We start from the raw sequence: 13,103 nt of genomic DNA on the forward strand, positions 1-13,103 counted from the left end.
AGTGTAATGAAAATGCCGCGAGGTGTCGCCTGCGCAGGCTGCGTGAACCTTCATAAGTAGCCAGCCTCAACCGGCGAAAAAAATGCCCTTAGCCCCAAGGTTTCACGGGCAACGGGGTCCATTTCGACCTAAACGACAATATCTGGTCGCTTACCATTGCCTGATGAGGCAACGCCTTCGCCGAGCCCTTCGGACCGGCGAAGAAACCCACGATTTGAATCGGCTCGCGAAGCGGAAAAGTTTTTCCAAGGAGGTATCCTGAGACAGGGGCAAGCTCATCTTGGGGGTTGTTCATGGACATAGTCAGCAGAGAAGTCAGGTCTCGAATGATGGCGGGCATCCGCGGCAGCGATACATTACCAGAGATGAAGGTCAGAAAGCTGCTTCACCGGCAAGGCTTCAGGTATCGCTTGCATCAGCGAAATCTTCCAGGCAAACCGGATGTCGTACTTCCTCGTCACCGTGTCTGCATCTTCGTTCATGGTTGCTTCTGGCACAGGCATCCGGGCTGCAGATACGCCACGACCCCAAAGACCCGCGAGGATTTTTGGCAGACAAAATTCGATCAGAATGTGAAGCGTGACATCAGGAACCGAGATGAACTGCTGAGGTCAGGCTGGCGAGTGATCGAGCTCTGGGAGTGCGGAATACGCGGACCGGAAGAGGGGATGAACTGGCTTCTGGAAACGATACCGGACTGTACCCAAAAATACGTTTCATGGCCCAATTTCTCCGACCTACTCGCTCCCAGCGATCAGTTCACAGTAATTTGAGCCTGTCGGCTTTCAGCACTCGATGTCCAAATTCTTAAAAGATTCTCCAAAGCAGTCTTTTCTCCCTTGTGATAGGGGCGATAGTGTTCACGTATTTTTAGGGGACACCATCGCTCTTAATGCCGGGATTCTGAAGATATGCTTGCTGGCCGCTATGGACAGTTACCTTCAATCGTTGTTCAGAGATCCATGAGTAAATATTGCCGTCGGAGTATTCTGCTGGGCAGAGGTCACCGGCCAATGCTGGCGAGCCCCTCCAACTCTTTACTTCCCTGCCTTCTGCCGGATCAGAGTCAGCATGGGACTGTCGATGGTGTACTTCTTGCGAATTTTGCCTTCGGTCTTGGTACTATCCGGCGCATCGGCATAAAGGGCGCGCGAGCCCGCACTGACGATGCGCTGATTTTCCCGGTCAGTACGCACCATGCACCAAGCCTTGCCCTGCGCACTGGAGTGCGTCGCCAGGCTGGCGAGGTGCTAGAGCGCAGAGCGTGCTGCCTCCAGGTCAAAGCTGTAGCCCTCGTCCTCCTCCAGTAGCGGCAGATAGTATCCTTGTAGCTCCAACGATGGTTGCAGCTCTAGGTAGGCACGCTGAATGAGGCTGCTCAACATCTACGGCTGCTGGCTAACTGCTGCGCTGAGCTTCTCCTCGATCTTCTCGACCAACTCCTCATGCCTAGGTATGCGTAGTAGTCTTGATCGCTTACACTTGACCCGGCGCATACACGAGGAATTGTCACAGACGACGGCGAGGAAGGATTGATCACCCTGAAGGCCTGTCGGGCGTACGCTCAATAAAACTTCAATGGAAGAATGAAAGTAACGCCCAATCTAGTAGCCAGATCCGAAGATTTCTAAAGACTACCGATCAACCTCTGTGCATAGCTACTTGCTTGTGTTGAATATGTGGCCTTTGTGATCTCTGGGAGAAACACATAAAGCAAAGTTTTTGCACGGGAGAGTCCGGCGTAGTGCAGCATTGACCTAGTAGCCTGCCCTATTTCATCCATATCAATTGCAATGACGACTCGACGCTCAAGACCTTTAAAAGCATGCATAGTTGAAAATACCATGTCGCCAGCGTTAGATACGGATACATCAACCAAGTCTTGTCCGCCGATACTTGCCAGGCCTGAAATGCTCGAGTGCTCTCTGCGCCTTGTTGAAAGTATCGCAATATCTCCAGGAGAAATATCTTGAGCAACTAGCATCGTAATGAGGCCACTTAAGCGCGCAACGAAGTCATTTTTGTCACGGTAGTACGTATTTTCAGTCGCCAGTCCTTCTGGAGCACCTATTATCGCCAGATCGATACCCGATATAATCGAGCCCTGAACGGCCACCTGCTTGGTGTTTCTGCAGTTTTCGAACAAGTCATCATATGCTGGTTGTGCTTCGGACAGTCGACGCTCGACCATCCCTTGTACCTCAACCCCGTAGATATTCTGCAAGCGATCGAAAAAAAAATGCCAATGGCCGCAGTTTAGACCCGGAGCTCCCAACATGTAGTCAAATGCATCCAAATTTTCCGGCGTCAAAAGATCTTGAGCTTCATCAACAACCAATGCATCCCATGCAGGAAGCTCACACTCGATGGCCGCCTCAAGAAACGCCGAGGGAAAAACTTCAGCGAAGAGGTGGTATTCATCACTAGCTTGTTCAAGCAGCTTACTCAAGCCGGCCCGATCAATGACTTCCTTGTAGAGTGCATGCACATGCCTGATTTCGATCCGATTTGCAACAGCTTCTCCTTCAAGGGTTAGGCGTAAATGTTTCGCCAGCAGCTGGTTGAAGCATAGAAACAAAACTCTTTTACCTTGAGCAGCGAGCTGTCGTGCTCGCTCCATTGCAATTACTGTTTTACCAGTACCGGCCTGTCCACGGACAACTGTTCTTGGGTTTGCGGCCATACGGCGCGACACACGTATTTGATCGTTTGTCAGTTCGACAAGTTTTGCATCGATGCCAGTTAAGTAGCTGCCTAAACTGAAGGTTGATGCGACATCTGGTCGCAGGATCCGTCGAGCTATCTGAATATCTTCCTTGCTAGGCAGACGCGGTTTACGCCCATGCTTTGATTCATAAGCGCTAATCCAATGCCGCTCCAGTTTTCCAATGTAAAAGCCTAGATCTTTACTGAATTCACGCTTATCAAGCAAAACTGCGGGTTCGATTTCTGCTCCTGTAGCAGTAAAGCGCTCTCCTGGCATTACTACACCGAATCCAATTAGCAGATCTTTGAACCTAGAATCTATTTGGTTAAGAAGCTTGCGTACCGCGAACATGGTCCCTTTAGATTGGGTCCAAGGATCTTCTTTTTTGCTGTAAGACTTTCGAGAAGGATCCCCGAACTGCCACACCCCATCCTTGCAAGATACTCTGCCGCCCTTGACTTCAAGTGAGAAGAATCCTTTCGTAGAAAGAATCACAATGTCGGCTTCTCCCCAAATTTTTGATTCATGGCCATGCAAGCCTAGCGAGTGTAAGATAATCCACTCACTGTCCAGCTCTCGCCCCAGCCGCTCGTAAAAAACCCGCTCGCTATAAGTGCAATCTTTTGGTTTTTCCGGAATCAGAATTGCCATTACTCACTCCACATTTTTATCTGAAAAGAAGCCTAGCCAGCCTCCATTTTCTTTGGGATGTGCCGAGCCGACCAACATTGTACGATCAAGCTCTCTATTGAACTTTTCGCAGGCGGTTTCTGGAACTAGAAGACAGCAGTGGCAGGCTGCACCGCTAACTTTGTCACCTGACTGCTCCGGCTCGGTTTCCGAACACACCGGATCACTGCCACACCAAAGTGCGGATCGAATTGACTTCATTATCACCCGAGTCAGCTGAGTGGGATCCGCGAGTCGTACTAGCCCCCCAAGACTCCCTTCAGAGTCGGGAGAACCCGTGTATATCAAAACACCGTTCATAGGGCCCAGCGCACCATCAGCCTCGCTTACGTACAAACGCTCGCGCAATGAAGATGATGAGTAGCCACAATCAATTGAAATTGTCCGAATCATCGCGTGTGCGAAAGAATGAATCAGAAGCAGTCGAGCTGTAATTGTGTAATCTCGCTCATAGTTCCGTTCTGAAGCAATAGTTGCTGAGCGGTGCTCTAGCGTTTTAATTCGATCTTGGACATTCCGATTGTCGTTGATCCACTCATCAATTGCAGCTGTTCGAAACCTTAAAAAAATTCCCTCGCCGCGGATTTCTGTGGCAGGCAGCCATTTTTTAGGAGTCTTAGATAACGGTGAAATCACCCCCCTGTTTAGCGCGTCCCGAATATTTTCCGGGCTGACCGGATAGGGTTCTATTCGCGTGAATCCTGCTAACGCACGTACTTCTCGTAGACGAGATACGGCACCGACGATATCGAACCATTTCGAAAGGGAATCCGGAGCATCTTTTACCTGGTTACAAAACTGCGGCATTATCCCAGCGAAGGCGCCATGATTACAGTCGCTTGATAGCGCTTCGTACTCCTCTCGCCGTGAACTGATTTCAGTTCTTTCTGAGGCACCTTCGAGTAGCTTCTGCTTTGCCCTGTATGCGATCAATAAAATCGATAAGTCCACCCCTAAAGACTTGGCAATACCGGCCAAGGCGGGGATGACGGCTTCCTCCGGCAATGCGCCCAGAGCAAGCCACTGATCATCGATAATTTGAAAGGCCGCCTCAGATGCAGGCGGAATAGACAAAGCGGAGGCTACAACAGGGAAGTGCACGTTGGACGCGCCGCGCTGGATGACCCTAGGTGGGGCATCACAATCATCTTGTCGGTCGTGCAGCCAAGGACGACTTCCGCGGCAGCTCTGACCTTTCATGGCTTCAGGTCGGAAAGCATCACCTAGGGACTCTCTTGCGCCACAATTTTTGCATTGGACATAAATGTCAGCCAATGCAGCGGACTTACCATCCGACTTGAGCTCAAGGGTAGGGCGATCACAAGCGCTTTCTCGACGACGATGAGACCACCACTCCCAAGGAAAGTCGTCAATGTGCCCCTTGGCGCATGCGACTACAAAGCGTACAGGTGTCGTGAGTAGTGGTTTAGGGTGTCCTCGACACTCCAGCTCAGAACCATTTGCCGCCAACTCAAATGGCTGCCCCTCTTTGCCAATTCGAAGACATTTCGGGCATTGATGCCACTTGGGAAAACGTATGACAGGTACAGCGTGTTTAGGATCTACCTGGCGTGTCGGCAGTAGGTCTTCTGCAATGGGAGCCAAACGGAAATGATCAACGCCCAGTAGAATTTGTAAACGATCCTCACTGATAGATAATGCTGGCGCACTGGTCGCTCGATCCCAATCTTCAAGCCCCATGGGCATGTAGGAGCCTTTTTCAAGGTCGACAATCGCTCCCACTCCGTATGTCGAAATCAGTTGCGAGCGACGAATACGGCCTACAGGCTCCACTCCAGGATTGCCCGGAGAGACCGATGTCGAATTGCTAGATTGCTTTTCTGTCCGCTTGAAAATGGCCATTTACTGATCTCTGACTTTGGGAGCAATGGACTTCAGCACAAAGGCACACGATGGCTCCACTTCTCGCATCGAGCCCGGTGTTGGCCAAGCCTGACCTGCTGCGCCAGTGCTTTCTTCAGCTGAACACATTAGGTGTGGCAACGAACGGCCGAACGGAGCTCGTCTTTTCCAGTACAACAACTTCCTGTTAGCAGCCTTAGTATTGGAAACTTGTGATTCCCACTGATTGATAATCCCCTGCAGCCCAGCCAGAGTCGAATTTTCTTCGGTTCCCTCTGTGGCATCTGATGCTCTAGTAAGGATGCGGTCTAACAACGCATGTACTTCTGGAGCGTCGCCATCGAAGCGCAGCGCATCCTCATCGCCCGACATACCAGGAACAAGATGTCGAATCACTGAGGCCACAACTGCATGCAAGGCTTTATCTTGAGCTCTAGGTGCCCATGGCGTCACACTGGTTGCTTCAACGCTTCGATACAGAGCGCTGTGATAGGCCCGAAAGTGCTCGAAGTGAGACAGATCCCTAGGTCGGCTAAAGTTGTATAGCGTGAAGACCAATCCTGGTCCGTTTCGTCCCACCCGACTGCTTGCCTGAATATATTCTGCAGTGGATTTTGGCTGCCCATTAACGACCATTAAGCCAAGCCGAGGCACGTCTACACCCACAGAAATCATGTTGGATGCAAGCACGGTATCTTCTGGCTGGTCCATGAATTCACCTTGGGCCAATGCTTCATGGAAATCATGTAGCGTCGCAGATAGGGCCTGTAAGACTCCGGGTAATTCACGTGAAGATTTGCGACTGCTGAGCTCGACTGGCTGGCTCTCAAGTGGTCGAGGGGAAACACCCAGCCTTGTGGCAAGAAAGTTCATTTGACGAGGTACGTCGTCCTGCATGAGGACGTGGGCCCCACCCAGCTCTCTAAGGCTATTGAAATAAGCTACACAGGACCAATAAGCATCGATTGACTCAAAGTCAGTGCTCCCCCGCTCTACCAGCGTGTGTGCCGACTGCAGCAATGCGGCCATAATAGCTTGTAACGCAAACTTGGGACTTCTCCCCGCAGAGGGTAGCCCGACGTAAAGGCGATCTGCACCGACGGTATCTCGAACGGCGAAAAAGGAGTCATCAGCGTCGAAGCCTGGAGGGGGGAACTGCAAAACGTTGCGATCGAATAGCGCGCGCACCTGGGATGCCGCTTTGCCAATAGTAGCTGTAGACCCAATTACTTTTGGTCCAACGGTACCTCGAGTGCAAAGCATGTCGATGGCTGTCTCGTACAACCCTGCCATGGACCCAAGGGGTCCTGATATCAGGTGGAGTTCGTCTTGTATAATTAAGCCTGGAGGTTCTCCGCCATCCAGTCCAAATAAAGGCCTCATCTTTGAAGAGCGAGGTATCTGGGCAAATTTATCGATGGTACCGATCAAAAGCGAGGGCGGTGATGCGAATATAGCTTCATCGACTGTAAGAACAGGTATCGTGCACCCTTTTGTTTCACATGATTTGTTCTCGCACACAATATCAATCCGCGGTTCCGACGGATGAGCTCGGAAGGCGCTTGCGAGCAGATCTTTACCGCAAGCTGGGCAGCGCAGCAGCTGTCGAGGGGTTGATACAGGCTTTTGTCCAAGGCGCTCTTCTTCAAGCACCGTACGCGCCTTTTCCATACTATTTGGTGTGCTACCGTCCCCCACATACAACCCAAGGCTGATTCGCGCAACGCCTAGGCGATTGTCCAGACTACGCATGGTTTCACATGCAAGGATCAATGCTGCTGCACGTTGAAACTGTTGCACGGTCAGAAGCCGGAGTGTGTAGCGCATTAAAACATCTACTCCTCCCTGCTTTCTTGCTACTTGGCTGATGAGGCGGCGATGAAAAATCTGGAAGGCCGTCAAGGCTAAATAGGCTTCGGTTTTGCCACCACCAGTTGGAAACCACAAAAGATCCATGCATGAACGGTCTTCTCGATCCGGATTCACAATCCCCGGCAAAACCAGCAGCATGAACGCGAGCTGAAACGGTCGCCAGACCAGAGGTCTAGCTTGATCTTCCTTTGATGGGTAGCGCGACTGTTTGTCCATCGCTTGATTGGCCAAGGCAAATGCAGACCAAGCAGCAGAATCTTCGTGCAGCATTATCAGACCTTGCTGCATGCGTTGATGAACAGACTTACAGCGCTCTAGATTGATCGCAGCAGCTCTACCCAGTTGCCCCTCAATAATGGTGATGTTTGGTACCAGCACTGACTCTATCCATAGCTGGTAGCTGTTAACAAACGACTCGAGAGAATGTAAAACTATGCTGCGTTTGCCTTCCTGGCCAAGAAAGGATGCTTTCAGACCATCTGGATGGTTCGCAACGAAACCCTTCAGCAGTGCGTGCCCACTGGGACTTGTTCCGCGGACGCTGGTGATTGGCAGCCAAGCGGTCCGAACCTCCTTAACTAGTAGACCATTTGGCTCATCCCAGACAGTAGCGATACCATGACCGACTGCATATTCATGGACATTCCGATACAGCAAGGCATTGCACAGCGCGTCTTCATCCGCTTCCTCAATTTCTGCAAACGCGCGGGGCTGAATGGCCCCTTTTTCTCCCTCGACTGCATGCACTATCAGTTCTGACTGAAACAGACAGTTGGTATCGCGAAGCGTATCTGTATTGTCCTGTTCTTCATTGACCAAGGTGAATGTAAAAACCGACTGACCGTTCCTACACCGTAGGCGCATTCGTAAAGAAAGACGGAGGTCCCTAATAGGATTTCCCGAATCGTCCAGAAAATCATTCAGGGTATGGTCTCCTGGCGCGTGGTCTGCTGGTATTAGAACTGAGTAGCCAAGAACTTTTCGAGCCCAGCGCCGTGATTCTTTAGTATCGAAAGTCGTTCCCTCAGTTCTCTCTTTCTGCTCAGATTCAACACTCATGTCGACAGGGACGTAGCGAGCTGTCTGACCTAGTGAAACTTTTAAAGAGACACGCTGATTTACTGACAATGTCATCCCAATCGAGCAAGGTCGAATAGCGCGGTATCCCGGTATCCCTTGCTCATTATCCGAGGTACTTCCTGCCTCTCCGCTTCTAGCGTCATGTGGCACATCGTCGTCATCTGCTTCCGCTCCGACAAGAGTTCCCCTTGGCCAGAGTATTCCAGTCAGATAGGTGTCCACAGGCGCGGATGTAAGTATCTCATCGACTTGAAGTGGACCGCACAAGAGCGCAGAGGTCATTTCCAACAAAGCGCTGCGTGCCGCCTGCTTCCGGTTATTTTTTTCTTTCATGTCAGGCGCCTTTGCGTTTGATTTTTTTGAATGCTGCAGTACCTGATAGGGTAACACCAAGCCAAATACGACTGCTTTGCCACGGCTCCGGAATAGCGTCATCGGCACGAATAGGCGCCGTGACGGTGACTACATCAGAAATCCGTAGATTATATAGCTTGAATGGGGGTCTGAGATTATCTTTTTTCAGCAAGTCCAACAGATCTAATGTGAATTGTTTAGTCGTCAATCCGATCAACGACTCACTACCATCATCTTCCAGCAGAAAAATTCCATACCGTAAGCCAACAGCTATTTCTGCGTCTTTTTTTCGAAGTTCAATTTTTCGGCCACAAAGCGTTTTTCCTCGTTTCATGAGGAGTGCCTGAACCTCACTTACCGCTTCGTCATTACCAAGTAATTGCGTTGACACAAATGAATTCGGTTCAATATCACCTGATAGGCCTAATTGAATGTTGATCATTCCTATCCGTGACACATAACGCTTTCTTTTGCTCGGCAGCTTGTATTCGTAGGGTGGCGTCCAAATGCAATCTGCAGCTAGTCGCCCAATGCTCTGAGCCGCACGCGTTATGCCTACAAAGCTAACGTTCGCCTCTTCTTGGGGGTCTGACTCCTTCTCTTCTTCGGCTTCATTATTCCGCGAAGGCCGAACTTCGAGCAAGGCCACGTGATCGAACTCCATACCTTTAGCTTGGTGAATCGTGGTAACAAATACCCTTGGTTCTTGCTCATCCAGCTGATCTTCTTGACAGGTATCCGGCCAAGCCAATCGATCTCTCAAACTCTGCATGTCTATTGAGGTATCGGTATCAGAGCCACCGCTAACCCTCAAAAGTCGCTGCCATGAGATGACTAAGGTGGGTAAACGTAGATGGATCCCTCCCTCGGACCCGAGACGGGAAAGTGCACTGGTATAAACTGCTTTAAAAATAGTGAACGTTAATTTCGCGACCTTTAGTTGACTCAGTAATCCCCCGATCCAAGCTGGTATGGAACGTGGTTGACCGGCCAGTCGCAAAACGACAGGCGTTGTTGGGGCGCCAGGGTCTTTTCCCATTAGCATCTGCACCAATAGGATGGCCTCTCCGTTAGTTCGCGTCAGAATTGCCACTGAGCCGTCAGGTAATTGCGTCAGCCATTCCGGTCCGATTTTTGTCCCGGGCTCCTTCATTGGCAAGGATTCTAGATGATCCCTGAGTGCTTGCAATTTTTCGCCTCCATCCAGACCATCATTACGGAGAACGCTTCGTAAGAGTTCTGTCTGCGTCGCGAGTAAAGGAGTTGCGCGATAGTTGCGAGCCAGCTCGATTTCTTTCAGGCCACGCGCAAAACTACGTTTCAATTTCAGCCATGGGTCCTCAGGTGGAGCATTGCCAAGCGCTCGCTCCGAAAATCTATATATTGCCTGTGCAGGATCACCAAGTACTGTAAAGCCAACTGGATCAGCGGCACCGTCGTTCAGTCGTTTCAAAAGGGCTAGGACCAAGTCGGCGCGCACACCTGGCAAGTCCTGAAACTCGTCAACAATGACATGGCGGATAGACCTAAGACGACTATGCATTTCCTCTGCGTCATCATCTTTTAGAAGGCTGGTAGCATCTATAATATTTTCATCGTAAGAGCGATTTAGAAGAGACTTTGTTTCACTACCGCTCTGCCTTAATACTCGGAATGCCCATGCGTCGAAGGTGCGAATGGTAAGATGCCGTACATCCTCGGCAATGCTTTCATCTAAAAGGCTCATGCGCTCGAGGCGACGAGATAAGGTGTGTACTGCGCTACGAGAGAAGCTCAGCACGAGGATCTGTCCGGGATTCAGTCCGTGGTGCAACAGGTGAACTAGTCTGAGGGCAGAAACCTGCGTCTTCCCGGTGCCCGGCCCTGCGTTGACCAGCATCCACTGGCTGGGTGGTGCTTCAACGACTTCCTTTTGTTCTACATCAAGATCAAGCTTCATGCGTTTTCCTTGACTACTTAAGAGAGTCTCAATTAGGACGCAGCCTCGCTCTCATTTTAGATTCGTCGTTTATGTAGTGAGCCAGATCATCGTGGAGCAGCCAAATGGCACGTTTCCCCCCACCACCTAAGTGATGTGCGCAGAGGCGCTAGGCGGTTCTTTAAGCAGGTCAATCCGATTTTTTAGGTGCGTAAGGCTGACCTGAAATGAAGCAAAAGGCCAGCAGTAGATGCTAATGCGTAAGCGATTCATGCACCAAACCAAAATCCACATGTTCTGCGAAACCAACGGCACACCGTTATGCTTCTTCCTATCTGGAGGTCAAGCCAGTGACATCAGCTACGCACAACCACTGCTGGACGAGGTCAGCGCTCCACCGAGCCAACGCGGCCGCCCTCGCAAGCGCTGCAAATGGCTGCTTGCCTACAAGGGTTACGCCACGACTGGGACCAATGTCGAATGCAATCCGTCACCCCTCGGAGCTCAGTGAAGCGCAAGCCCAAGCTTGGCTTACCAAGACTGTTTGATCAGCCCAATTACCGGCAGTGCAACATCGTCGAACGCATGTTTGGCTGGCGAAAAGAGAGCCGCCTGATCGTGACACGCTTCGATAAGCTCGCGAAAAATTATGCCGCCATGGTCTCAGTGGCTTATTCCATGCGGTGTTTGCGACATCTCTTTTCGTACAGAACCTAGGAGGGCGGGGCAATTACTGCCGATACCGTCTATTCAATCGTCCAGCAAATTCAGACCAGAGTAGAACCATAGCCGTGCGACATCATTACCACGCAAAATGACCTTGCAGCGGCCAGACACACCGCGGGAACAGTGTCGCGACAGGAGACGAAGATTGATCGACTGAACCAAACGACTTCAGGCGCTGAAGGCGGAGTACCAACTGTTCGCCAACCAGCGCGATGAGTCCTCCCCGGCCAAGCCCCGCATTGCCGCCTGTCCAAGCTCATTGGACGGCAAGGTGCTCAGCAGCAAGTTGAGCCTAGCACTGGCGAACACCTGCTCGTAGCTGTTGCGCAGTTCCGCGTAGGCCAAATCAGGCCGCAGGTCTGCCTGCACGGCATCCAATTCACCCTGGATCAGCTCCGGTTCACCAATGCCCTCGGCCTTGATGGCGGTGGCGCAATTGCTCAACGATCTGCTGGCACAGCGCCCCGACTGCTGGCTGGTAGCAAACTGCCAACGCGGCTCGCCGTAGTTGTCTGGCATGTAATTACGTTCGTTCAATTAAGGACTGAGGTAGCACTGGCGAATGTTGAAATCTATCAGTGCGGCGGCATCCGAAAATTAGATGCATAAATTCGACAAACGACATCCAATAGTTAGATTTTATAAGACCATTTTTATAGATTCGATGCCAATTCATTTATGGCGCGTAGCTCGAACAGCACCGTCCATCGAAATCCAGACCACGCGGCGTTCCAACTGGTATTCCAAGCAAGTTGACCAAATAATTATTTACTAGCAAAAACAAATAGATACCGACTGATTTCAGATTACCCCGGCACCTTGATGCCCAAGAACCTCAGGCCTTTCATCAAGGTTAATCACAAGAACGGGAGCATCCGCAACCACAACTCAGACGACGGGCTTACCAGTTGATAGAGGCGACAAATACGATGTGAGCCACTGCTTCACGAGGACCAGCATTGACTATTTTGAGCAGAAGATCGGGATATTGAACAAAGCCAATTCACCCAAAAGTGCCCTACCCCAAAAACAACAAAGCCACCCGAAGGTGGCTTAGTCGTTCTAAATAATGGTCGGGACGGAGTGATTCGAACACTCGACCCCTTGCACCCCATGCAAGTGCGCTACCGGGCTGCGCTACGCCCCGACTGGGCTTGAAGCATGTTCCCCTTGTTGCTGAGAACGTTGAAGAATGTACCCTAACCTTTTGAATTATGGAAGCATTTTTTCCAAAATTCCGGGCCCGATAAGGGTTACTTCTTCAGCACCACCAACACGTCTTCCAACTCGACAATCATCTGCCGGATCAGTTGCTTGTACTGGGTGGTGTCGTCCTTGGCTTCGTCGCCAGAGAGGCGCAGGCGCGCCCCGCCGATGGTGAAGCCTTGGTCGTACAGCAGCGCGCGGATCTGGCGGATCATCAGCACGTCTTGGCGCTGATAGTACCGCCGGTTACCGCGGCGCTTTACCGGGTTGAGTTGCGGGAATTCCTGCTCCCAGTAGCGGAGCACGTGCGGTTTTACCGCGCAAAGCTCGCTCACTTCACCAATGGTGAAGTAGCGTTTGCCTGGAATCGGCGGAAGCTCGTCGTTATGACTTGGTTCCAGCATAGGCCTCAACTCGGGCTTTCAACTTCTGCCCTGGACGAAAGGTGACAACCCGACGTGCCGTGATCGGGATTTCTTCCCCGGTTTTGGGGTTACGGCCCGGCCGCTGGCGCTTGTCGCGCAGGTCGAAATTGCCGAATCCGGACAATTTGACCTGCTCGTTGTCTTCTAGAGCGTGCCTGATTTCCTCAAAGAACAGCTCGACCAATTCCTTGGCCTCGCGCTTGTTCAGGCCCAGCTCCTCGTACAGCCGTTCGGCCATCTCAGCTTTCGTCAGAGCACCCAT

9 protein-coding genes, 1 tRNA gene and 1 pseudogene are annotated in these 13,103 nt (G+C 51.3%); 2 read left to right on the top strand and 9 right to left on the bottom strand.

The annotated features are described in order from the left end of the window. Nucleotides 1–329 precede the first annotated feature (329 nt). On the top strand, nucleotides 330–773 hold the full coding sequence (locus tag PspR32_RS16465; RefSeq protein ID WP_335927529.1) for a very short patch repair endonuclease: 444 nt from the start codon (nucleotides 330–332) through the stop codon (nucleotides 771–773). 264 nt (nucleotides 774–1,037) lie between these two features. Here PspR32_RS16465 and PspR32_RS16470 read toward each other — a convergent pair whose 3' ends face one another. The 5 genes from PspR32_RS16470 to PspR32_RS16490 all read right to left on the bottom strand — a co-directional run bounded on the left by PspR32_RS16470 (nucleotide 1,038) and on the right by PspR32_RS16490 (nucleotide 10,505). Beyond that, complete coding sequence (locus tag PspR32_RS16470) at nucleotides 1,038–1,199, bottom strand: hypothetical protein (protein WP_159388901.1); 162 nt, start codon at nucleotides 1,197–1,199, stop codon at nucleotides 1,038–1,040. A gap of 428 nt (nucleotides 1,200–1,627) precedes the next feature. After that, the gene (locus PspR32_RS16475) at nucleotides 1,628–3,358 is read right to left on the bottom strand and encodes a nuclease-related domain-containing DEAD/DEAH box helicase (protein WP_159388902.1); all 1,731 of its coding nucleotides are present in this window, start codon (nucleotides 3,356–3,358) and stop codon (nucleotides 1,628–1,630) included. A 3-nt stretch (nucleotides 3,359–3,361) separates the two neighbouring features. Further along, nucleotides 3,362–5,260: a DUF1998 domain-containing protein gene (gene drmB / locus PspR32_RS16480; RefSeq protein ID WP_159388903.1), complete on the bottom strand. Its 1,899-nt coding sequence runs from the start codon at nucleotides 5,258–5,260 to the stop codon at nucleotides 3,362–3,364. Next, nucleotides 5,261–8,545 (bottom strand): helicase-related protein, encoded by a 3,285-nt coding sequence (locus PspR32_RS16485; protein ID WP_159388904.1) that lies wholly within the window; start codon nucleotides 8,543–8,545, stop codon nucleotides 5,261–5,263. It lies immediately after the preceding gene. A 1-nt stretch (nucleotide 8,546) separates the two neighbouring features. Beyond that, nucleotides 8,547–10,505 carry a UvrD-helicase domain-containing protein gene (locus tag PspR32_RS16490; RefSeq protein ID WP_159388905.1) on the bottom strand — a complete coding sequence of 653 codons (1,959 nt, stop codon included), beginning with the start codon at nucleotides 10,503–10,505 and terminating at the stop codon, nucleotides 8,547–8,549. Nucleotides 10,506–10,737: 232 nt separating this feature from the next. Between PspR32_RS16490 and PspR32_RS26405 the strand changes: the two are divergent. Further along, a pseudogene (locus PspR32_RS26405) lies at nucleotides 10,738–11,201 on the top strand (IS5/IS1182 family transposase); the annotation flags it as partial. A gap of 177 nt (nucleotides 11,202–11,378) precedes the next feature. Here PspR32_RS26405 and PspR32_RS26710 read toward each other — a convergent pair. The 4 genes from PspR32_RS26710 to ihfA form a co-directional block, all read right to left on the bottom strand. Then, nucleotides 11,379–11,729 carry a hypothetical protein gene (locus PspR32_RS26710; protein ID WP_232531746.1) on the bottom strand — a complete coding sequence of 117 codons (351 nt, stop codon included), beginning with the start codon at nucleotides 11,727–11,729 and terminating at the stop codon, nucleotides 11,379–11,381. 551 nt (nucleotides 11,730–12,280) lie between these two features. After that, nucleotides 12,281–12,357, bottom strand: a tRNA-Pro gene (locus PspR32_RS16505). A gap of 106 nt (nucleotides 12,358–12,463) precedes the next feature. After that, complete coding sequence (locus PspR32_RS16510; protein WP_010222411.1) at nucleotides 12,464–12,820, bottom strand: MerR family transcriptional regulator; 357 nt, start codon at nucleotides 12,818–12,820, stop codon at nucleotides 12,464–12,466. Further along, nucleotides 12,801–13,103 (bottom strand): integration host factor subunit alpha, encoded by a 303-nt coding sequence (ihfA, locus tag PspR32_RS16515; protein ID WP_002553164.1) that lies wholly within the window; start codon nucleotides 13,101–13,103, stop codon nucleotides 12,801–12,803. The genes PspR32_RS16510 and ihfA overlap by 20 nt, the downstream gene beginning before the upstream one ends.

Origin of the sequence: Pseudomonas sp. R32, from assembly GCF_009866705.1 — a bacterium.
GTDB classification, from domain to species: domain Bacteria; phylum Pseudomonadota; class Gammaproteobacteria; order Pseudomonadales; family Pseudomonadaceae; genus Aquipseudomonas; species Aquipseudomonas donghuensis.

What these genes read in the sequence shown, in the direction of transcription:
- PspR32_RS16465 (WP_335927529.1), top strand. Translation starts at nt 330, where the DNA reads ATGGCGGGCATCCGCGGCAGCGATACATTACCAGAGATGAAGGTCAGA.
- PspR32_RS16470 (WP_159388901.1), bottom strand. Translation starts at nt 1,199, where the DNA reads ATGGTGCGTACTGACCGGGAAAATCAGCGCATCGTCAGTGCGGGCTCG.
- PspR32_RS16475 (WP_159388902.1), bottom strand. Translation starts at nt 3,358, where the DNA reads ATGGCAATTCTGATTCCGGAAAAACCAAAAGATTGCACTTATAGCGAG.
- drmB (WP_159388903.1), bottom strand. Translation starts at nt 5,260, where the DNA reads ATGGCCATTTTCAAGCGGACAGAAAAGCAATCTAGCAATTCGACATCG.
- PspR32_RS16485 (WP_159388904.1), bottom strand. Translation starts at nt 8,545, where the DNA reads ATGAAAGAAAAAAATAACCGGAAGCAGGCGGCACGCAGCGCTTTGTTG.
- PspR32_RS16490 (WP_159388905.1), bottom strand. Translation starts at nt 10,505, where the DNA reads ATGAAGCTTGATCTTGATGTAGAACAAAAGGAAGTCGTTGAAGCACCA.
- PspR32_RS26710 (WP_232531746.1), bottom strand. Translation starts at nt 11,729, where the DNA reads ATGCCAGACAACTACGGCGAGCCGCGTTGGCAGTTTGCTACCAGCCAG.
- PspR32_RS16510 (WP_010222411.1), bottom strand. Translation starts at nt 12,820, where the DNA reads ATGCTGGAACCAAGTCATAACGACGAGCTTCCGCCGATTCCAGGCAAA.
- ihfA (WP_002553164.1), bottom strand. Translation starts at nt 13,103, where the DNA reads ATGGGTGCTCTGACGAAAGCTGAGATGGCCGAACGGCTGTACGAGGAG.